Source organism: Nitratireductor pacificus pht-3B (assembly GCF_000300335.1).
GTDB lineage: Bacteria > Pseudomonadota > Alphaproteobacteria > Rhizobiales > Rhizobiaceae > Nitratireductor > Nitratireductor pacificus.
The window spans coordinates 68,110-86,284 of the sequence record NZ_AMRM01000010.1 but is presented as its reverse complement, the minus strand read 5'-3'; the positions used below and the strand labels follow the sequence as shown (position 1 = coordinate 86,284).

At 66.7% G+C, this 18,175-nt stretch carries 20 protein-coding genes and 1 other RNA gene; 13 read left to right on the top strand and 8 right to left on the bottom strand.

Features of this window, described 5'->3' with window-relative positions:
- Window positions 1-34: 34 nt before the first annotated feature.
- The 6 genes from hemC to NA2_RS10665 all read left to right on the top strand — a co-directional run bounded on the left by hemC (window position 35) and on the right by NA2_RS10665 (window position 6,242).
- Window positions 35-964, top strand: a complete 930-nt coding sequence (hemC, locus tag NA2_RS10690) for a hydroxymethylbilane synthase (RefSeq protein WP_040677491.1) — start codon at window positions 35-37, stop codon at window positions 962-964.
- 3 nt (window positions 965-967) lie between these two features.
- Complete coding sequence (locus tag NA2_RS10685) at window positions 968-1,678, top strand: uroporphyrinogen-III synthase (RefSeq protein ID WP_008596800.1); 711 nt, start codon at window positions 968-970, stop codon at window positions 1,676-1,678.
- A 146-nt stretch (window positions 1,679-1,824) separates the two neighbouring features.
- Window positions 1,825-3,237 (top strand): phage tail protein, encoded by a 1,413-nt coding sequence (locus NA2_RS10680; RefSeq protein ID WP_244423624.1) that lies wholly within the window; start codon window positions 1,825-1,827, stop codon window positions 3,235-3,237.
- 6 nt (window positions 3,238-3,243) lie between these two features.
- Complete coding sequence (locus NA2_RS10675) at window positions 3,244-4,914, top strand: heme biosynthesis protein HemY (protein ID WP_008596796.1); 1,671 nt, start codon at window positions 3,244-3,246, stop codon at window positions 4,912-4,914.
- A gap of 70 nt (window positions 4,915-4,984) precedes the next feature.
- On the top strand, window positions 4,985-5,449 hold the full coding sequence (locus tag NA2_RS10670) for a tellurite resistance TerB family protein (RefSeq protein ID WP_008596795.1): 465 nt from the start codon (window positions 4,985-4,987) through the stop codon (window positions 5,447-5,449).
- Window positions 5,450-5,456: 7 nt separating this feature from the next.
- The gene (locus tag NA2_RS10665) at window positions 5,457-6,242 is read left to right on the top strand and encodes a glutamine amidotransferase (protein WP_008596794.1); all 786 of its coding nucleotides are present in this window, start codon (window positions 5,457-5,459) and stop codon (window positions 6,240-6,242) included.
- Window positions 6,243-6,252: 10 nt separating this feature from the next.
- Here NA2_RS10665 and NA2_RS10660 read toward each other — a convergent pair whose 3' ends face one another.
- From NA2_RS10660 to NA2_RS10645, 4 genes are all read right to left on the bottom strand, one after another.
- Window positions 6,253-7,443, bottom strand: a complete 1,191-nt coding sequence (locus tag NA2_RS10660) for a vWA domain-containing protein (protein WP_008596792.1) — start codon at window positions 7,441-7,443, stop codon at window positions 6,253-6,255.
- 5 nt (window positions 7,444-7,448) lie between these two features.
- The gene (locus NA2_RS10655; protein WP_008596791.1) at window positions 7,449-7,898 is read right to left on the bottom strand and encodes a GNAT family N-acetyltransferase; all 450 of its coding nucleotides are present in this window, start codon (window positions 7,896-7,898) and stop codon (window positions 7,449-7,451) included.
- Between the two features lie 71 nt (window positions 7,899-7,969).
- On the bottom strand, window positions 7,970-8,479 hold the full coding sequence (locus NA2_RS10650) for an imm11 family protein (protein WP_157188198.1): 510 nt from the start codon (window positions 8,477-8,479) through the stop codon (window positions 7,970-7,972).
- Between the two features lie 63 nt (window positions 8,480-8,542).
- Window positions 8,543-9,379, bottom strand: a complete 837-nt coding sequence (locus NA2_RS10645) for an AAA family ATPase (RefSeq protein WP_008596788.1) — start codon at window positions 9,377-9,379, stop codon at window positions 8,543-8,545.
- A gap of 136 nt (window positions 9,380-9,515) precedes the next feature.
- Between NA2_RS10645 and ssrS the strand changes: the two genes are divergently transcribed.
- The 4 genes from ssrS to NA2_RS10630 all read left to right on the top strand — a co-directional run bounded on the left by ssrS (window position 9,516) and on the right by NA2_RS10630 (window position 12,275).
- A non-coding RNA gene (gene ssrS, locus NA2_RS21525) (6S RNA) lies at window positions 9,516-9,671 on the top strand.
- 249 nt (window positions 9,672-9,920) lie between these two features.
- A complete protein-coding gene (locus tag NA2_RS10640) occupies window positions 9,921-10,505 on the top strand; it encodes a 5-formyltetrahydrofolate cyclo-ligase (RefSeq protein WP_008596786.1) in 585 nt (194 codons plus the stop codon).
- Between the two features lie 107 nt (window positions 10,506-10,612).
- Window positions 10,613-11,437: a TIGR00282 family metallophosphoesterase gene (locus tag NA2_RS10635; RefSeq protein ID WP_008596784.1), complete on the top strand. Its 825-nt coding sequence runs from the start codon at window positions 10,613-10,615 to the stop codon at window positions 11,435-11,437.
- A gap of 67 nt (window positions 11,438-11,504) precedes the next feature.
- Window positions 11,505-12,275: a TerC family protein gene (locus NA2_RS10630; protein WP_008596781.1), complete on the top strand. Its 771-nt coding sequence runs from the start codon at window positions 11,505-11,507 to the stop codon at window positions 12,273-12,275.
- 3 nt (window positions 12,276-12,278) lie between these two features.
- Here NA2_RS10630 and NA2_RS10625 read toward each other — a convergent pair whose 3' ends face one another.
- The gene (locus NA2_RS10625) at window positions 12,279-13,103 is read right to left on the bottom strand and encodes an MBL fold metallo-hydrolase (RefSeq protein WP_008596780.1); all 825 of its coding nucleotides are present in this window, start codon (window positions 13,101-13,103) and stop codon (window positions 12,279-12,281) included.
- A gap of 144 nt (window positions 13,104-13,247) precedes the next feature.
- Here NA2_RS10625 and NA2_RS10620 point away from each other — a divergent pair, with 144 nt between their 5' ends.
- Together NA2_RS10620 and NA2_RS10615 are read left to right on the top strand one after the other, a co-directional pair.
- Window positions 13,248-13,997, top strand: coding sequence for a YebC/PmpR family DNA-binding transcriptional regulator (locus NA2_RS10620; protein ID WP_008596779.1), 750 nt, complete (start codon window positions 13,248-13,250; stop codon window positions 13,995-13,997).
- Between the two features lie 5 nt (window positions 13,998-14,002).
- Entirely contained in the window at window positions 14,003-14,302 is a 300-nt protein-coding gene (locus NA2_RS10615; protein WP_008596778.1) for an Rdx family protein, read from the top strand.
- A 34-nt stretch (window positions 14,303-14,336) separates the two neighbouring features.
- Here the strand turns inward: NA2_RS10615 and rpmE are convergent, their stop codons facing one another.
- Window positions 14,337-14,558 carry a 50S ribosomal protein L31 gene (gene rpmE, locus NA2_RS10610; protein WP_008596777.1) on the bottom strand — a complete coding sequence of 74 codons (222 nt, stop codon included), beginning with the start codon at window positions 14,556-14,558 and terminating at the stop codon, window positions 14,337-14,339.
- A gap of 204 nt (window positions 14,559-14,762) precedes the next feature.
- Here rpmE and NA2_RS10605 point away from each other — a divergent pair, with 204 nt between their 5' ends.
- Complete coding sequence (locus NA2_RS10605; RefSeq protein WP_008596775.1) at window positions 14,763-16,580, top strand: ABC transporter transmembrane domain-containing protein; 1,818 nt, start codon at window positions 14,763-14,765, stop codon at window positions 16,578-16,580.
- Between the two features lie 116 nt (window positions 16,581-16,696).
- Here NA2_RS10605 and NA2_RS10600 read toward each other — a convergent pair whose 3' ends face one another.
- Both NA2_RS10600 and NA2_RS10595 read right to left on the bottom strand, forming a co-directional pair.
- Entirely contained in the window at window positions 16,697-17,386 is a 690-nt protein-coding gene (locus NA2_RS10600; protein ID WP_008596774.1) for a nitroreductase family protein, read from the bottom strand.
- Window positions 17,387-17,475: 89 nt separating this feature from the next.
- Complete coding sequence (locus NA2_RS10595; protein WP_008596771.1) at window positions 17,476-18,168, bottom strand: GntR family transcriptional regulator; 693 nt, start codon at window positions 18,166-18,168, stop codon at window positions 17,476-17,478.
- Window positions 18,169-18,175: the final 7 nt, after the last annotated feature.

The window sequence follows — 18,175 nt, the reverse complement described above, 5'->3', positions numbered from 1 at the left end:
GTTTCGGGATGCGGGTTAGCACGGACGTGACGGCATGCAAACTGATGTGGTGAAGATCGGCACGCGCGGCAGCGCCCTCGCGGTGGCGCAGGCAGCCGAGGTCCGCGCCCGGCTGATGGCGGCGCATGGCATGCCGGAAGAGGCGTTCGAGATCGTCATCATCTCCACCTCCGGCGACCAGATACAGGACAGACCCCTGTCGCAGGCCGGCGGCAAGGGGCTTTTCACCAAGGAGATCGAGGAGGCGCTGATCGACGGCCGCATCGATCTCGCCGTCCATTCCTCGAAGGACATGCCGACCGTGCTGCCCGACGGGCTGGAGATTTCCGCCTTTCTCGAGCGCGAGGATGTGCGCGACGTGTTCATCGGCCGCTCCGTGGCAAGCCTCGGGAGCCTGCCGCAGGGGGCGAAGCTGGGCACGTCCTCGCTGCGCCGGCAGGCGCTCGTGTTGCGGCTTCGGCCGGACCTCGAGGTCGGCATGTTCCGCGGCAATGTCCAGACGCGCCTGCGCAAGCTGGAGGAAGGCGTCGCCGAGGGCACGCTTCTGGCGCTGGCCGGGCTGAAACGGCTCGGCGTGGCGCACATCGCCAGCGAGATCATGGACCCGGAACGCTTTCCGCCGGCGCTGGGGCAGGGGGCGATCTGCATCGAAAGCCGCATCGGCGACCGGCGCATCGGCCCGATGGTCGCCGCGATCCATCACACGGCGACGGGCTTCGCACTGGCCTGCGAGCGCGCGTTCCTGGCTGCGCTCGACGGGTCCTGCCGGACGCCGATCGCCGGGCTGGCGCGGATCGACGGCGATGGATTGCGCTTCTCCGGCCTGATCCTGACGCCGGACGGCCGCGAGACGCATGATATCGCCGCCGAGGGGCGCACCGCCGAAGCGGCGCGGATCGGTGCCGACGCCGGAGCGGCGATCCGCCAGAAGGCCGGCGCCCGCTTCTTCGACGGCTGGTCCTGAAACATGCGGGTGCTGGTGACGCGGCCCGAGCCCGGTTCCAGCGAAACCGCCGCGCGGCTCGCCGCACGCGGGTTTGAGGCCGTCGTCCTGCCGCTCACCGAGACAGTCCCGCTGGCCGAAGCGGCGGACGCCGGGCCGGTCGATGCGGTTGCGGTCACCAGCGCCAACGCCGTTCGCCATGCGCCCCGGCCGCTCCTCGACATGCTGGCGCGCGCGCCGGTTTTCGCTGTCGGCACGCGGACGGGCATCGCCGCGCGCGAAGCCGGGCTGAACGTTGTCGACGAGGCAGCCGGCGATGCGGAAGGTCTTGCGCGGGCCATCGCCGCCGCTTTTCCCGCGCCACGCGCCATCACGGTTCTGTGCGGACGCGTGCGGCGCGATGTCCTCGAGGGCAGGCTGCGGGATGGTGGATACCGCGTCCGGCTGATCGAGACCTACAACACGCTGCCGCTCGATCCCGACGATGCGGCGATCGCGGCGGCTTTCGGCGAGGCGGGGGTTTCGGCCGTGCTGGTGCATTCGGCCAATGGCGCGCTGCAGATCGGCAAGCTGATGTCACGGCCTGTCCTGGGAACGAGACTTGACCATGCGACGTTCTACTGCCTATCGCAGCGGATTGCCGACGCCCTGCCGACAATCGCCTCGGAAAGGAAGAAAATCGCCGCGCAGCCCGCCGAGGAACCGCTGCTGGCGCTGCTCGACCGACATCGCTGATCGCGACACGCCCCTGTTTTCACCATAGAACGGTGTGATAGGACTTTATGTGCACCGCACACGGTGCCAGATTTGCACTTTGTCCGTGGAGTTGCCTGATGGTCAAAACGCCGAGAACGCGCCATTCCAAACCCCAGCGAGAGCCGGTGACCATCGATCTCCCCCCGGATCAGGTCAAGCGCGAGACGGCGGACACGGCCAAGGCGGGGGGCGAGGAGAAGCCGGGTGCCGCCGCGCCGAAGGACCAGACGCACGCCGGCCCGAAACAGCCGGATACGGCCGGTAAGACCGGCGCACTGAAGGAGGCAGGTCCGGAAAAGGCCGCCGAGCAGAAGCCTCAGCAGGCCAAAGACCAGGAGGGACAGGGCGGTTTCGGCAGGACGTCCGCTTCCGGCGAGACGCCGAAGGTGGATGCCGGGAAAGCCGCCTCCAATGCTCGCCCGGCCAGCCCGGCCGGCCGGGGCGGCGGGAGCATGCTCGGCGCGGGTGTTGCCGGCGGCGTCATCGCCTTGGCGCTTGCGGGTGGGTTGCAATGGGCAGGCATCCTGCCTGGTCTGAAGCCCGAGACGAGGACCGCCGATCCCGCCATGGAAACGCTGCGCCAGCAGGTGGCGGCGCTGGAGGACAGGCTGGACGATCAGCAGGGTCGGCTCGAAGCGGCCGGCGGCGTGGACGCTGGCGCGGATGTGGGCGAGGCCCTGTCGCAGGCCAGCCAGAGGGCGGATGCGCTGGACGGGCGCATCTCGGAACTGGATAGCCAGCTTGCGACGCTGCAGGATGCGGTTTCCTCCGGTGCGGCGGGTGACGGGGCGAGCGCGGAAGCGCTCGCCGCGCGGCTTTCGAATCTCGAGGCGGCTGCGGGCGCCGGCGGTGACGATGCGGCTCTGCAGGAGGTGACATCGCGCATCGCCACGTTGCAGGCGGACATCGCGAAGGCGAGTGAAGATACGGGCGCGGCGGCCAGCGCCTCGTCGGAGAACGCTGCGGCGCTGTCGCGCCTCAGCGCCGAGATCGAAAGCCTCAGGCAGGAGGTCGCCAAGAACAACGATGCGCCGCGCATGGCGCTGGTGATCGCGGCCTCTGCGCTCAAATCGGCGGTCGAGCGCGGCGCGCCGTTCGCTGGCGAACTCGACACCTATGCGGCGATCGCGCCGGATGCCGAAGCGCTGGCGCCGCTGCGCGAACATGCTGCGAAGGGTGTTCCCAGCCGCACGACGCTCGCCGCGCAGGTTCCGGAGTTCGCGACCCGGATCGTCGCCGCCGCCAACCGCGCCTCCGGCAATGACGGCGGCATCATCGACAATCTGATGTCCAGCGCTCGGTCGCTGGTGGTGGTCCGCCCGGTGGGCAGCGTGGAAGGCAACGGGGTGGACGCCATCGCGGCGCGCTTCGAGGCCGCAGTGATCGCCGGCGATTACCAGAAGGCGCTGGCGGAATACGAAACCCTGCCCGACGCCGGGAAGCAGGCCGCGGGCGATTTCGCACAGATGCTGGCGGCGCGGCATGCCGCCGACGAAGCTTTGGACAAGGCGCTTTCCGACGCGCTGAAGGGGGCATAAGCGCCGATGTTTCGCATCCTTTTCTATCTTCTCGTCGTCTTCCTGCTCGGTCTCGGCTTCGCCTGGCTGGCGGAGAGGCCCGGCGAACTCGTGGTCACGTTCGCCGGCTACCGGTACGAAGTGACGCTGATGGTGGCGGCGGTGCTGATCGTCGTCATCGTCGCAGCGGTGATGATCCTGTGGTGGCTCATCCGCGGCATCTGGAACAGCCCCTACACCGTGGCGCGCTATTTTCGCGTGCGCCGGCGCGACCGGGGCTATCAGGCGCTCTCGACGGGTATGATCGCGGCCGGCGCGGGGGATGGCGGCCTTGCCCGGCGCATGGGCAAGCAGGCCGCGAAGCTGATCTCCGCCGACCAGGAACCGCTGATCCACCTGCTCGACGCACAGGCGGCCCTTCTGGAAGGCGACCGGCAGGCAGCGCGCGACAAGTTCACGGCGATGCTCGACGATCCCGAAATGCGGCTGCTCGGCCTGCGCGGGCTTTACCTGGAAGCCGAGCGCATGGGCGAGCGCGAAGCCGCGCGCCACTATGCGGAGCGTGCGGTCGAGGACGCGCCGCAGCTCGAATGGGCAGCCAATGCGGCGCTTGAGGGCAAGACCGGCGAGGGTGATTGGGACGGGGCGCTGAAGCTGCTCGATACGCGCAAGCCGGCCAGCCAGGCCGATCGCGAGAGCGCAGCGCGCAGGCGCGCGGTGCTGTTGACGGCGAAGGCGATGGAGACGCTCGACGCGGACGTGCAGGGCGCCCGCAGCGCGGCGCTCGAAGCGCACAAGCTGCGGCCGGATTTCGTGCCCGCGGCGGTGGTCGCCGCCAAGGCGCTGTTCCGCCAGAGCGAATTGCGCAAGGGGTCGAAGGTGCTGGAGGCGGTCTGGAAGAAGGAACCGCATCCCGAAGTGGCCGCGGTCTACATCCATGCCCGGCCGGGCGATTCGGTCCAGGACCGCCTGACGCGCGCGAAAAAGCTGGAATCGCTGAAGCAGAACAATGTCGAATCGTCGCTTGCGGTGGGGCGGGCGGCGCTCGATGCGGCCGAGTACAAACTGGCGCGCGACGCGGCGGAGGCCGCCGCCCGGCTCGGCCCGCGCGAAAGCGTGTATCTCTTGATGGCCGACATCGAGGAGGCCGAGACGGGCGACCAGGGCCGGGTGCGGCAATGGCTGGCCAGGGCCCTGCGCGCGCCGCGCGATCCTGCCTGGGTGGCCGACGGCTATGTCGCGGAACACTGGGCGCCCATCTCGCCGGTGACCGGCAAGCTCGACGCCTTCGAATGGCGCGTGCCGATGGAGCGTCTGGCGCAGGTGATCGAGAGCGGAGAGGATTTCGCTCCGGCGTCCTCCGTGACGCCCGCTGTCCTCCCGGCGGCGCGCGAAACCGAGGTCGACGATGCGGTGGTGATCGAGGCGACGCCGGCCGCAACGCCGCCTCCGGCACCCGCCACCGGGCAGGAGACAGGGGAAAAGGCTTCGCCGGAAGCCGCCGGCCCCCAAAAGGACAAGGCGCCTACCCCGCCGCAGAGCGTGGCGGCGAAGCCCGCCTCTCCCGATCTGGCCAAACGGGACGGAGCGCGGTCCGAGGAAGCGGATATGAGCGCGAAGCCGCGCTTACCCGACGATCCGGGCGTCGATCCCGACGAGGCGAACGGCTCGACCCCGGCCGGCTTCCGCCTATTCTAGAAGAAAGGCGCAAACGATTCGCCGCGTTGCGGCGGATCCTTCCCCAGCCCCAAGACAGCGGCCATCGTTCATGTTCGACCGTATTCTCACCTTCCTGAAAGACATTCCCGCAGGCGGACGCGCGCAGCAGCTGCGGCCAGAGGACGATCCGCGCGTCGCGGCAGCCGCTCTCCTGTTTCATGTGCTCGACGCCGACGGCATTCGCGACGCGGCGGAGATGAAGCGGCTCAGGGAAACGCTGTCGGCGACCTACAATGTCAGCGGCGCGGAGCTGGAACATCTGCTGAAGGCCGGCGAGAAGGCCGAGCAGGAGGCGATCGATCTCTACGCGTTCACCAGCGTTCTGAAGCGGCATCTGGACGCCGATGCCCGCAAGCAGTTCATCGGCCTGATGTGGGGCGTGGTGTTCGCCGACGGCGAGCTGCACGAGCTGGAGGACAATCTGGTCTGGCGCGTGGCGGAACTGATCGGCGTCGACAACCGTGACCGCGTCCTGTTGCGCCAGCAGATGCAAGACAAGAGCAGCGAAGACTAGCCCGCCCATGGTGTCCGACCCAAGCCGCAAGATCCTCATCGTCCTGCATCAGGAAACGTCGAGCGCCGGCCGGGTCGGTCAGGTGCTGCAGTCCCGGGGCTTCGCGCTCGACGTGCGTCGCCCGCCGCTCGGGCACCCCTTACCGGAGACGCTGGAAGACCATGCCGGCGTCGTCGTCTTCGGCGGGCCGATGAGCGCCAACGATCATGACGAATTCGTCAAGCGCGAGACCGACTGGCTGTCCGTCCCGCTCAGGGAGGACAAGCCGTTTCTCGGCATCTGCCTCGGCGCGCAGATGCTCGTCAAGCATCTCGGAGGGCATGTCAAAAGCCATGATGACGGCCTCGTGGAGATCGGCTGGTATCCGCTGCGGGCAACCGATGAGGGACGCCATCTCCTGCACTGGCCGGAAATGGTCTACCAGTTCCACCGCGAGGGCTTTTCCCTGCCGAAGGATGCGACGCTTCTGGCCACCGCCGATCACTATACGAACCAGGCGTTCCGCTATGGCCGCAATGCCTGGGGTGTCCAGTTCCACGCCGAACTGACCCGCGCCATGATGCATCGCTGGGTGGTGCGCGGGTCGCAGCGCTTCGTCATGCCCGGCGCGCAGCAGGGCCGCGACCATCTCGGCGGGCGGCTCATCTGGGACCGGCACCTGAAGCAATGGCTGGTCGACTTCCTGCAGATCATCTTCGGCGGGGAGGGCGCGGCGCATCTGACGGCAGGCGACGAGGCCCGGGGCCAGAGGGCGCCCGGCCAGCGCATGGTGGGCCGGCGCGGCGTGGCGTGAGCCTTGCGGCTCAATGCCTGCGCGACAATTCCCGCGTCGCCGCTTCCAGCCCCGACAGGGTGAGCGGAAACATCCGGTTGGCGACCAGTTCGCGCAGCATCTGGATCGAATGCGTGTAGCGCCAGTGCTTCTCCGGCACCGGGTTCAGCCAGACCGCGTTCGGCCACTGGGCGAGGGCGCGCGTCATCCACACATGGCCGGCCTCCTCGTTCCAGTGCTCGACCGCGCCGCCGGGATAGGCGATCTCGTAGGGGCTCATGGACGCGTCGCCGACGAAGACGGCCTTGTAGTCGGGGCCGTATTTGTGGATCACGTCGAAGGTCGGCACGACCTCGGAATGGCGTCGCCGGTTGTCCCGCCACACGCCCTCGTAGAGGCAGTTGTGGAAGTAGAAATACTCCATATGCTTGAACTCTGCGCGTGCGGCGGAGAACAGCTCCTCGACGATGCGGATGTGGTCGTCCATCGAGCCGCCGACATCGAAGAACATCAGGAGCTTTACCGCGTTGCGCCGCTCGGGCCTGGTCTTCACGTCGAGATAGCCGTGCTCGGCAGTCGCCTGCACCGTGCCGGGCAGGTCGAACTCCTCCTCCGCGCCTTCGCGGACCCAGCGGCGCAGGCGCTTCAGTGCGACCTTGATGTTGCGCGTGCCGAGTTCCACGGTGTCGTCGAAATTGCGGAACTCCCGCTTGTCCCAGACCTTGACGGCGCGGCGGTGGCGCGATTCGTGCTGGCCGATGCGCACGCCTTCGGGATTGTAGCCATAGGCGCCGAAGGGGGAGGTACCGGCGGTGCCGATCCACTTGCTGCCGCCCTGATGGCGACCCTTCTGCTCCTCGAGCCGCTTCCTCAGCGTCTCCATCAGCTTGTCGAAGCCGCCGAGCGCCTCGACGAGCTTCTTTTCCTCTTCGGTCAGGTGCTTCTCGGCGAGCCGGCGGAGCCATTCCTCGGGGATCGCCTGCGCATCGACGCCATCGGCTCCCGACACCGCCTCCACGCCCTTGAAGACGCGCGAGAACACGCGGTCGAAACGGTCGATGTGGCGCTCGTCCTTCACCAGCGCGGCGCGGGCCAGATAGTAGAAGCCCTCCACGTCATAGGTGACCAGTCCCGCCTCCAGTCCCTCGAGCAGCGAAAGATATTCGCGCAGCGAGACGGGCACGCGCGCGGCTTTCAGCTCGAGGAAGAAGGGGACAAACATCGTCGTCAGCTTCGCTGGTACTTGATGAAGGGCGTCAGCCTGCCGATGCGGTCGTAGAGCTTGCGGGCCGTTTCGTTGAAGTGCTGCGTCGACCAGTAGACGTTCGCCGCGCCGGCCTGGTCGGCCTTCTCGTAGACGGCCTCGATCAGCGCCCGGCCGATGCCCTTGCCGCGCACCTCCGGGTCCGCATAGAGGTCCTGCAGGTAGCAATTGTCGCCGACCGCCCAGCAGGTGCGGTGGAACATGTAATGCACGAGGCCGACCGGCCGGCCGTCCAGCTCGGCGATCAGCCCCTTCGGCTCGTAGATGCCATCGGAAAACAGCCGTTCCCAGGTCGAGGCGTAGACGGCCTCCGGCAGGGTGGTCTCGTAGAACCGCAGATAGGCGGTCCACAGCCGTCGCCATTCCGGTTCGTCGGCGGGCAGAAGGGGACGGATCTGAAGGCTGCTGCTCATAGCGGCTCCTGGCGCTGGTATTTGACGAAGGGCGTGGTGTGCGCCAGGCGATCATAGAGCCTGCGGTCCGCTCATTCCACGTTGCTCCAGACCTTTTCGAATGCGAAGCCGGTCAGGTTCGAAGTAAGGATCGCCTCGACCACATCGTCGCGCAGGAAGATGCTGCCGCGCGGCAGGCGCGACAGCTTGAAAACCGGGCCTGCGCTGGCGATTTCGGGCAGAAAGACATGCCTTGTGATCTCCAGGATGTCCGCGCCGGGCGTGAAATAGACGATCTCCGAACGCTCCTCGTCGAGCACGTTGACGAGATGGTGAACGTGAACGTAGTCGAGCCCCGGATAGGGGGTGCCGCGCACCGGCACGAATTGCGCCGCTGCACCGAACAGCGGTTCGAGAACCGCACGCGCTGCGGGTTTCACCACCAGGCCGTGACTGCCCATCCATGGCGCGTCCACAGTCCGGCGCGTCTGCCGGTCGTCGGTCTCCGTCACGTGCAGGGCTTTGATCGGCCGTCGCCACCAGGGGATGCGTCTGGCGCCTGCGTCGAGCATTTTCTCCAGCTCCGGGTAACGGTCGGTCACCACCCATTCGCCATCTCCTGGCGGAACTGGAACGAATATCTCCACCGCAGCGCCGTCCTGCGCCTATTGCCGCCGGGCCATGAAGGCCAGCTTCTCGAACAGGTGCACGTCCTGTTCGTTTTTCAAAAGTGCGCCGTGCAGGCGGGGGAGGGCGTTCGTCGCGGCGCCGCGCAGGTCCTCCGGCGCCACGTCGTCGGCGACAAGCAGGCGGATCCAGTCGAGCGCCTCGGAGGTGGAGGGTTTCTTCTTCAGGCCCGCCATGTCGCGGATCTCGTAGAACTGGCCGAGTGCCGCCGATACCAGGTTCCGCTTGATGCCCGGGTAGTGGACATCGACGATCCGCGCCAGCGTCTCCGCGTCGGGGAAGCGGATGTAGTGGAAGAAGCAGCGGCGCAGGAAGGCGTCGGGCAGCTCCTTCTCGTTGTTCGAGGTGATGATGACGATGGGGCGGTTCACGGCGCGCACCGTCTCGCCGGTCTCGTAGACGAAGAACTCCATCTTATCGAGCTCCTGCAGCAGGTCGTTGGGAAACTCGATGTCGGCCTTGTCGATCTCGTCGATCAGGAGCACGCACTTGCGGTCGGCCGCGAAGGCCTCCCACAGCTTGCCGCGCTTGATGTAGTTCTTGATGTCGTTGAAGCGTTCGTCGCCGAGCTGGCTGTCGCGCAGCCGCGAGACGGCGTCGTATTCGTAAAGGCCCTGCTGGGCGCGCGTCGTCGACTTGACGTGCCATTCGATCAGGTCGAGGCCGAGGCTCGCCGCCACCTGGCGGGCCAGCTCCGTCTTGCCGGTGCCCGGCTCGCCCTTGACCAGCAAGGGCCGTTCCAGCGCGATCGCCGCGTTGACGGCCACCATCAGGTCCTTGTCGGCGACATATTCCGCCGTGCCTTCGAAACGCATGCGCACAGATCCTTCGAGCTTTGTTCAAGTCCAAACGGTTTCGCGAACCTAACGCATCGGCCCGGAAACCGGAATCAATTTTCGGGGTTTGCAAATGCCACTGGCGGAGCCTCGGAGGCGCGCCTATATTGGCGGCAGCGGTCTGCGCTTCCCGACAGGAAAACTTATCCCCGGGGCCTTATCGATCTCTAAGGGAGCTGTCCCTGGTCTTGCCCGTGGGCTTGGCCATACGGCGCCCACCTACTGTGTAGGTTCCCGGGATCGACATTCCATCGGTCGTCGTGGATCGCCATCTTTCCTTCCTTTCCCGATGCCGCCGGCTCGCCTATCGTGGGCGCATGCCGGAGCTTTTCACGCCCCCCTCTGTCCTGCCGGACATCTCCCCCACAAGGGGGGAGATCGCAAATCACTCGCGGCTCCGCCATGCCGCATCTGCGAATGCGCGAGGCATCGATGACGGCCAATCTCCCCCCCTGAGGGGGAGATGTCCGGCAGGACAGAGGGGGGTATGCCACCTGCCGGCCTTGGCGGGTTTCGCTCCATGACTCCTTCACGCGACCTCAAGAAGGAACTCCGCCGGCAGGCGCTGGCCCGACGCGACGGGCTGGACGCCGCCTGGCGCGCACGGGCGGCGCTCGATCTTGCCGGAGCGGCGGCCGAGATCGACCCCGCCCCGGAGACGGTCGTCTCCGGCTTCTGGCCGATGCGTTCGGAAATGGACGTGCGGCCGCTGATGGAGGCGCTCGCCGGGCGCGGCGCCCGGCTCTGCCTGCCGGCCATCCTCGACAGGACCACCATCGTCTTCCGCGCGTTCCTGCGTGATGCCCCGCTCATCGACATGGGGTTCGGCACGCAGGGGCCTGACGCGACGGCGGCCGTACTCGATCCGGACCTGATGCTGGTGCCGCTCGCAGCTTTCGACGGTCGCGGCCATCGCATCGGCTACGGCGCCGGCTATTACGACCGGGCGATCGCCCGGCTCGTGGCGCGGGGGCGTCCGCCGCGGCTGATCGGCGTCGCCTTCGACTGCCAGGAGGTCGCGCGCGTGCCCGAGGAGCCGCACGACATGGCGCTCGACGAGATCCTTACCGAAAGCGGCTTGCGCCGTTTCGCATCCACTCTATAGAGCGCCACGCGTTCTTTCGGATGCACAAAGAACTACCCCAATCATTGACTGAGCGTCGGACCGAAAACCGGATTCCACTTTTCGGTCCGATGCTCTAGAACCGTTCCATGCGATTTCTATTTCTTGGTGACATGGTGGGCCGGTCGGGTCGGACAGCGGTCTGGGAGCAGTTGCCCGGGTTGATCTCCGATCTCAAGCTCGATTTCGTGGTGGTGAACGGCGAGAACGCCGCCGGCGGGTTCGGCATCACCGAGGAGATCTTCAGGAACACGCTCGACGCCGGCGCCGACGTGGTGACGACGGGCAATCATGTGTGGGACCAGCGCGAGGCGCTGACCTTCGCGCCGCGCGAGGAGCGCTTCCTGCGTCCCGCCAACTTCCCGAAGGGCACGCCCGGCAAGGGAGCGGGGGTTTATGTCGCCCGCAACGGCGCGCGGGTTCTCGTCTCCAACATCATGGGCCGGGTCTTCATGCATCCGGAACTCGACGATCCCTTCGCCTGCGTTGAGGACGTTCTTGCTGCCTGCCCGCTCGGCGAGCAGGCGGACGCGGTGATCATCGATTTCCACGCGGAGGCGACGTCGGAGAAGATGTGCTTCGGCCATTTCGTCGACGGGCGGGCGAGCGTCGTGATCGGCACGCACACACACCAGCCGACGGCGGACCACCAGATTCTCAACAGCGGCACCGGCTATCTGTCGGATGCCGGCATGTGCGGGGACTACGATTCCTCTCTCGGCATGGACAAGGAAGAGCCGCTCAACCGCTTCACTGCGAAGGTGCCGAAAGGACGCTTCGAAACGGCCAACGGCCCGGCCACCATCTGCGGGCTGGGCGTGGAGATTTCCGACCGCACGGGGCTTGCGGAAAAGATCGCGCCGCTGAGGCTGGGACCGCGCCTCGAGGAAACGATCCCTGCGTTCTGGCGTTGACGCTGGAGGTTCGCGCGCCTAACTCTGCGGAACCGAATCATAGAAACTGCCAATGAGGGGTGCCGCGATGGAGTGGCTTGCCGGACATTTCGACTTCGTTTCCAGCCCCGAGGCCTGGGTTGCTCTGTTCACCCTGGTGGTGCTCGAGATCGTCCTCGGCATCGACAACCTGATCTTCATCTCCATCCTCACCAACAAACTGCCCAAGGAGCATCAGGCGCGGGCGCGTCGCATCGGCATCGGCGCGGCGCTGATCCTCCGGCTGGCGCTGCTGGCCACGATCTCCTTCATCGTGCAACTCACCACGCCGCTGTTCGAACTCTTCGGCCACGGCTTCTCGTGGCGCGACCTGATCCTCATCGCGGGCGGCCTGTTCCTCGTCTGGAAAGCGACGAAGGAGATCCACCATTCCGTCGACCCTGACGACGGCAAGGAGAACATGATGGGGGCGGTGACGATGACCGCTGGCGCGGCCATCTTCCAGATCCTGCTCCTCGACCTGGTCTTCTCGATCGATTCCATCATCACCGCGGTCGGCATGACCAACGAGATCGCGATCATGTACATCGCCGTCATCGCGGCGGTAACGGTGATGCTGCTCGCCGCCGAGCCGCTGTCGCGCTTCATTGCGGCCAATCCGACGGTTGTGATGCTGGCGCTCGCCTTCCTGCTGATGATCGGCATGACGCTGATCGCCGACGGCATGGGCTTCCACGTGCCGAAGGGCTACATCTATGCCGCCATGGGCTTCTCGGCGCTGGTCGAGGGGCTGAACATGCTGGCGCGGCGCAAGCGGACGCACGCCAGCGCGCCGGCGGAGGACGCGCGCGAAGGGTGACGCTCAGACGCCCTGCAGGATCACGATGGTCGGCCTTCTCGGCAGGGAGGTCAGCGACACGGTGATGCCGCGCGTTTCGCGGAAGTCGATATCGAAGCCCTCGCCCATGCGGCTCGTGAAGGCGCTGAGCGGGGTTGCGTGACGGTGCATCGGCAGGATCACCGACGAGGAAAGCCGCCGCGCGATCTCGCTCATGCCGTCGAGCGACAGGGTCATGCCGCCGTCGATCGGCACCATCAGCACGTCGAGCCGGCCGATCGCCGCATAGTGGGAATCCTCCAGCCGGTGGTGCAGGTGGCCGAGATGGCCGATGCACAGGCCGGCGACTTCGAAGATGAAGATCGAATTGGCGTCGGGCTCCATCGCGCCATAGCGGCGGATGTCCGTCGTCACGTTGCGGATATAGACGTCGTCGACCAGCAGTGAATGCTTCGCCGGTCCGCCATCCGGGTTCCAGCCGGGCAGCACATGCTCGATGGCGGGGTCGGGGTTCATGGTGAAATGCGTTCCGTGCGCCTTGTTCATGGTGACGACGCGGGGCGCCGGGTTTGCGCCGTAGGCGCCGGAGAAATCGGTGGCGATGGTGACGCCGCCGGGAGTCTCTATGAGATAGGTGGAATGACCGGCGTAGGTGATCTCGACCGTCTCGGCGCTCGCGGCCGCGGGGAGCAGCACCGAGGCGTAGATCACGTTCGGCAATGCCCGAGCCATGGCGAGGCAGGTGCTGGGCCGCTGCTCCTGCGCGTGGGAACCGGCCAGCGGAAACAGCAGGAACGGCAGTAAGACGACAAGAGTGCGCCAGGCGGTAGCGACTGCGGTCATGAGCATCTCCCGTTTCGGCAAGCAGGAAAGGGTCCGTCAAAACCAGTCCGCCCGCCGCCGCCCCTGCTTGCGCTTCTGGACGTTGGCCGGCATTTTCACTATAAGGCGCGGCAATTCCGATGTTTTCAAAAGTCCGTGAAAAGGAGCCCCATGGCCGGTCATTCCCAATTCAAGAACATCATGCACCGCAAGGGACGGCAGGATGCCGTCCGTTCGAAGATGTTTTCCAAGCTGGCGCGCGAGATCACGGTTGCCGCCAAGTCTGGCCTGCCTGACCCGGCGATGAACCCACGCCTGCGCCTTGCGGTCCAGAACGCCAAGGCGCAGTCCATGCCGAAGGACAATATCGAGCGAGCCATCAAGAAGGCCTCCGGCGGCGATGCGGAGAACTATGAGGAAGTGCGCTACGAGGGCTATGGCCCGGGCGGCGTCGCCGTCATCGTCGAGGCGCTGACGGACAACCGCAACCGCTCCGCCTCGAATGTGCGTGCAGCCTTCACCAAGGCCGGCGGGGCGCTTGGCGAAACGGGCTCCGTCTCCTTCATGTTCGACCGCGTCGGGGAGATCGTCTATCCGGCAAGCGTCGGTGACGCCGACAAGGTGATGGAAGCTGCCATCGAGGCGGGCGCCGAAGACGTGCAGTCCGACGAGGACGGCCACGTCATCACCTGTGGCTTCGAGGATATCGGCGAGGTCACCTCCGCGCTGGAAACGGCACTGGGCGAAGCCGAGTCGGTGAAGGCGATCTGGCGGCCGCAGACGGGAACGCCGGTCGACGAGGATCGCGCGCAGTCGATCCTGAAGCTGATCGCCACGCTCGAGGACGACGACGACGTGCAGAACGTCTACGCCAATTTCGAGGTGGACGACGAGACGCTGGCTAAGCTCAGCGCGGCCTGACGGCCATGACCGGGCATCGCGTCGCGATCACCTATTGCACGCAATGCCAATGGCTCCTGCGCTCGGCCTGGCTGGCGCAGGAGCTGCTTTCGACCTTCTCCACCGAACTCGCCGAAGTCAGCCTCCGGCCCGGCACGGGCGGCATCTTCGAGATCACCTGCAATGGGACGCTCATCTGGGAGCGCAAGCGCGACGGCGGCTTCCCCGAGGCCAAGGTGCTGAAGCAGCGCGTCCGCGACATCATCGATCCGGAGCGGGATCTCGGCCACAGCGACAGGGCGGCAACAAAAAACCCGCCTGAGTGAGGCGGGTTTTTCGAAAGCTCGTTGCGAAGCCGGCTTAGATGCCGAGGCCCTCGTAGCGCTTCTTGAACTTGGAGACGCGGCCGCCGCGATCCATCAGCGACTGCTGGCCACCGGTCCATGCCGGGTGCGTGGACGGGTCGATGTCGAGCTGCAGCGTGTCGCCTTCCTTGCCCCAGGTGGAGCGGGTCTCGTACTCGGTGCCGTCCGTCATGACGACCTTGATGGTGTGGTAGTCTGGATGAATATCGGCTTTCATCGGTCTGTCCTGAACTCTCTCGGGGTGCCAATCGAAGCCATGTTGCGGCAATTGCACCCATCTTGAAAACTTGAAGCCGCGGCCAAGGAAGGCTACGGCTTCGGAAATGGTTGGCGTGCCTATACATCAGGCGCTTCGGCAAGACAAGACTGGAGCGGGGCAGAATTTCCCGGCTCGGGCGCGATGAGGGCGGAAAGGCAGGCAATGGCGGGTTCAGACACGGCATCCCGTGCAGCAGAGGCAACCGCCAGGCGGCGCTCGCTGAAGCCGCTGCGACGCCTCGTGCCCTATGTGGCGCGCTATCGCGGGCTGGCTTTCGGCGCGGGCGTCTTCCTGGTCATGGCGGCCATCGCAACGCTGACCCTGCCGCTCGCGGTCCGGCGGATGATCGACCATGGCTTCTCAGAGTCCGACTCGGTCTTCATCGCCAACTACTTCTCGATGCTGATCGTCATCGCCGCCGTCCTGGCGCTGGCCTCGGCGGGGCGCTATTTCTTCGTGATCACGCTGGGCGAGCGGGTCGTGGCCGATCTGCGCCGCGATGTGTTTGCGCATGTGACGCGGCTTTCGCCGGCCTTCTTCGACACGGTGCAATCAGGCGAGATCGTCTCGCGTCTTTCGGCCGACGCGACGCAGGTCAAATCGGCCGTCGGCGCGACCGCCTCGGTGGCGCTGCGCAATCTGATCATGGGTCTTGGCGCGGTCGGCATGATGGTGGTGACGAGCCCGCGCCTCTCGCTGATCGTCGTCGCGGCCATTCCCGTCATCGTCCTGCCGCTGGTGGCTTTCGGGCGGTCCGTCCGCCGCCGCTCGCGCTTTGCGCAGGACACGCTGGCCGACGCCACGGCCTATGCCAGCGAACAGATCGGGGCGGTGCGCACCCTCCAGGCCTTCACGGGTGAAAACGCGGTGACGAAGGCGTTCGCCGGGGCCATCGAAACGGCGTTCGCGGCGGCGCGTGCTTCCATCCTGGCGCGGTCGTTCCTGACTTTCTTCGCGATCTTCCTCACCTTCGCGTCCGTGGTGGCGGTGCTGTGGTTCGGCTCGCGCGACGTGCTGTCCGGTGCGATGACGCCGGGCACGCTCGGCCAGTTCCTGCTCTACTCCGTGCTGGCCGCCGGGGCGCTCGGCGCGCTGTCTGAGGTCTGGGGCGAGCTTTCCCAGGCGGCGGGCGCCGCCGAGCGGATGAGCGAGCTGCTTGCCGAAACGCCGGCCATCGTCGCTCCGGCCAGGCCGGTTGCGCTGCTGGAACCGGCGCGCGGCGCGGTGACGTTCGACGCGGTCTCCTTCGCCTATCCGACGCGGCCGGAACGCTCCGCCCTGCACGGCCTGTCGTTCACGGTCGAGCCAGGCGAGACCGTGGCAATCGTCGGGGCCTCCGGCGCCGGCAAGACGACGGTGTTCTCGCTTCTGCTGCGCTATTACGATCCCGATACGGGGCGCATTCTGGTCGACGGCGTGGATGCCCGCGACGCGGACCCGCAGGCCTTGCGGGCGCACATGGCGATCGTTCCGCAGGACGTGACGATCTTCGCGGCGACGGCGGCCGAGAACATCGCCTTCGGCCGGCCGGATGCCAGCCGCGCCGAGATCGAGGCAGCTGCCCGGGCGGCGCTGGCGCATGATTTCATCAGCGAGATGGCGCAGGGATACGACACGGAGGTCGGCGAGCGCGGGGTCACCCTGTCGGGCGGCCAGCGGCAGCGGGTGGCGATCGCGCGGGCGATCCTGCGCGATGCGCCGATCCTGCTGCTCGACGAGGCAACCTCCGCGCTCGATTCGCAGAGCGAGACGCTCGTGCAGAAGGCGCTGGAGCACCTGATGCGGGACCGCACCACCGTCGTGATCGCCCATCGGCTGGCGACTGTGCTGAAGGCCGACCGCATTCTCGTCATGGATGACGGACGGATCGTCGAGGAAGGCACCCATGCCGCCCTCGTCGCCAAGGGCGGGGCCTATGCCAAGCTCGCCAGCCTGCAGTTCGAAGCCGGCGCCAACGCGTTCGGCGATGCGGCGGAGTAGGCCCGACCGGACCGGTCCATTATTTCAGGAAAACGCTGAACGGGTCTATCGCATCGTTCTACCGCGTTTGTGCGGGCATCAGGCGATTCCACCTGACTGCAAAACGCTTTGACGCTCTACAGGAACGTGGCGATCTCCTCGAGGGGCTTCTTCTCGATGGCGTGGGTCGGAATGGTTGCGTCTTCCCTGGGGTAGCCGACGACCATCAGGATGTAGGGCTTGTCGTGCGGGTGGCGGCCGCACAGTTCGTTGAGGAAGCTCATCGGGTTGGGCGTGTGGGTCAGGGTCGCAAGGCCTGCCCGGTGCAGGGCGGCGATCAGGAAGCCCGTGGCGATGCTGACGGATTCGGGCACGTAGTAGTTCTTGCGCGCGACGCCGTCCGCCGAACGGCTCTTGCGCTCGCCGAAGATGCAGATCAGCCAGGGGGCTTCCTCGAGAAAAGGCTTGTTGGCGTCGGTGCCGAGGGGCGCCAGCGCCTGTAGCCATTCTTCGCCGGCACGGCCTTCGTAAAAGGTCTTCTCCTCGATTTCAGCCGCTTCGCGGATCTGCTTCTTGAGCGCCGGGTCGCCGATGACGGCGAAATGCCAGGGCTGGTGATTGGCGCCGTTGGGCGCCGTGCCGGCGGCCAGGATGCAGGTCTCGATGATGTCGCGCGGCACCGGGCGCGTGGAAAAGTCGCGGACCGTATGGCGGGTGCGGATTTCCTCGTAGAACGCCTTGGCCCGGGCGCGCATCTCCTCGACGGGAATCTCCTGGAAGTCGGGCAGCGGAATGGGGCGGTATTCCTTGGTCATGTGCGCGGTCATGAGGGTCTCCTCAAATTTGTCTGATAATTTTGTCCGACAATCCTAGAGATTTGCGCATCCGTCAAGGTCCGTCGCCACAGGGGCGCCGGTCAGCGTGGATCCGGCGCGAAATGGTCGTCGGGCAGGGATTGTATCAGCAGGCGCGCCGTCTCGACATGCTCCCGCATGGCGGCTTCGGCGCTAGCCGCGTCCGCGGCTGCGATGCAGGCGGTGAGGTGCTGATGCTGGCGATTGGTCTCGAACACGTCGGTGCTGTCCACCATGACGCGAAACTGCAACCAATAGAGCGAATTCAGGAGGCGGGTCAGCGTCTCGTCCAGGAGCGGATTTCCCGCGTTCCGGCGAAACAGGAGATGATAGCGGCCGTTGAGATCCGAGAACCGGGCCATTTCGCCTGCTTCCGCCGCCGCGTCGAGCTCCGCCTGCAAGGCAATGAGCGGCCCCGGCGCGGCATGGAGCGTCGGCAGGGCCAGTTGCACGGCAAGGGTTTCGAGCGCGCCGCGCACGGCGAAGAGATTGTCGACCTCGCCGCGGGACAGCTGGCGAACGGTGACGCCGCGATGGGGTTCGGCGACCAGGAGCCCGTCGGCGGCGAGCTGGCGGAATGCCTCGCGCACGGATGAACGGGAAACGCCGAGGCGGGCGGTGAACGCATTCTCCGTCAGGCGCTGGCCGGGCACCAGCCGTCCGCCGCGCACGGCGGCGGTGATGGCGTCGGCCACCGTGGCGACGGTGGAAGGGGAATCGGTCTCTGGCGCGGTCACTGTCATGATGGCGGACATTGCGCCG

Coding starts and splice junctions, on each gene's coding strand:
- NA2_RS10625 (WP_008596780.1), bottom strand. CDS start 13,103: ATGCTCATGACCGCAGTCGCTACCGCCTGGCGCACTCTTGTCGTCTTA.
- NA2_RS10655 (WP_008596791.1), bottom strand. CDS start 7,898: ATGAGCAGCAGCCTTCAGATCCGTCCCCTTCTGCCCGCCGACGAACCG.
- NA2_RS10630 (WP_008596781.1), top strand. CDS start 11,505: ATGGAGTGGCTTGCCGGACATTTCGACTTCGTTTCCAGCCCCGAGGCC.
- NA2_RS10660 (WP_008596792.1), bottom strand. CDS start 7,443: ATGTTTGTCCCCTTCTTCCTCGAGCTGAAAGCCGCGCGCGTGCCCGTC.
- NA2_RS10615 (WP_008596778.1), top strand. CDS start 14,003: ATGACCGGGCATCGCGTCGCGATCACCTATTGCACGCAATGCCAATGG.
- rpmE (WP_008596777.1), bottom strand. CDS start 14,558: ATGAAAGCCGATATTCATCCAGACTACCACACCATCAAGGTCGTCATG.
- NA2_RS10640 (WP_008596786.1), top strand. CDS start 9,921: ATGACTCCTTCACGCGACCTCAAGAAGGAACTCCGCCGGCAGGCGCTG.
- NA2_RS10620 (WP_008596779.1), top strand. CDS start 13,248: ATGGCCGGTCATTCCCAATTCAAGAACATCATGCACCGCAAGGGACGG.
- NA2_RS10685 (WP_008596800.1), top strand. CDS start 968: ATGCGGGTGCTGGTGACGCGGCCCGAGCCCGGTTCCAGCGAAACCGCC.
- NA2_RS10665 (WP_008596794.1), top strand. CDS start 5,457: ATGGTGTCCGACCCAAGCCGCAAGATCCTCATCGTCCTGCATCAGGAA.
- NA2_RS10635 (WP_008596784.1), top strand. CDS start 10,613: ATGCGATTTCTATTTCTTGGTGACATGGTGGGCCGGTCGGGTCGGACA.
- hemC (WP_040677491.1), top strand. CDS start 35: ATGCAAACTGATGTGGTGAAGATCGGCACGCGCGGCAGCGCCCTCGCG.
- NA2_RS10670 (WP_008596795.1), top strand. CDS start 4,985: ATGTTCGACCGTATTCTCACCTTCCTGAAAGACATTCCCGCAGGCGGA.
- NA2_RS10675 (WP_008596796.1), top strand. CDS start 3,244: ATGTTTCGCATCCTTTTCTATCTTCTCGTCGTCTTCCTGCTCGGTCTC.
- NA2_RS10605 (WP_008596775.1), top strand. CDS start 14,763: ATGGCGGGTTCAGACACGGCATCCCGTGCAGCAGAGGCAACCGCCAGG.
- NA2_RS10645 (WP_008596788.1), bottom strand. CDS start 9,379: ATGCGTTTCGAAGGCACGGCGGAATATGTCGCCGACAAGGACCTGATG.
- NA2_RS10600 (WP_008596774.1), bottom strand. CDS start 17,386: ATGACCGCGCACATGACCAAGGAATACCGCCCCATTCCGCTGCCCGAC.
- NA2_RS10595 (WP_008596771.1), bottom strand. CDS start 18,168: ATGTCCGCCATCATGACAGTGACCGCGCCAGAGACCGATTCCCCTTCC.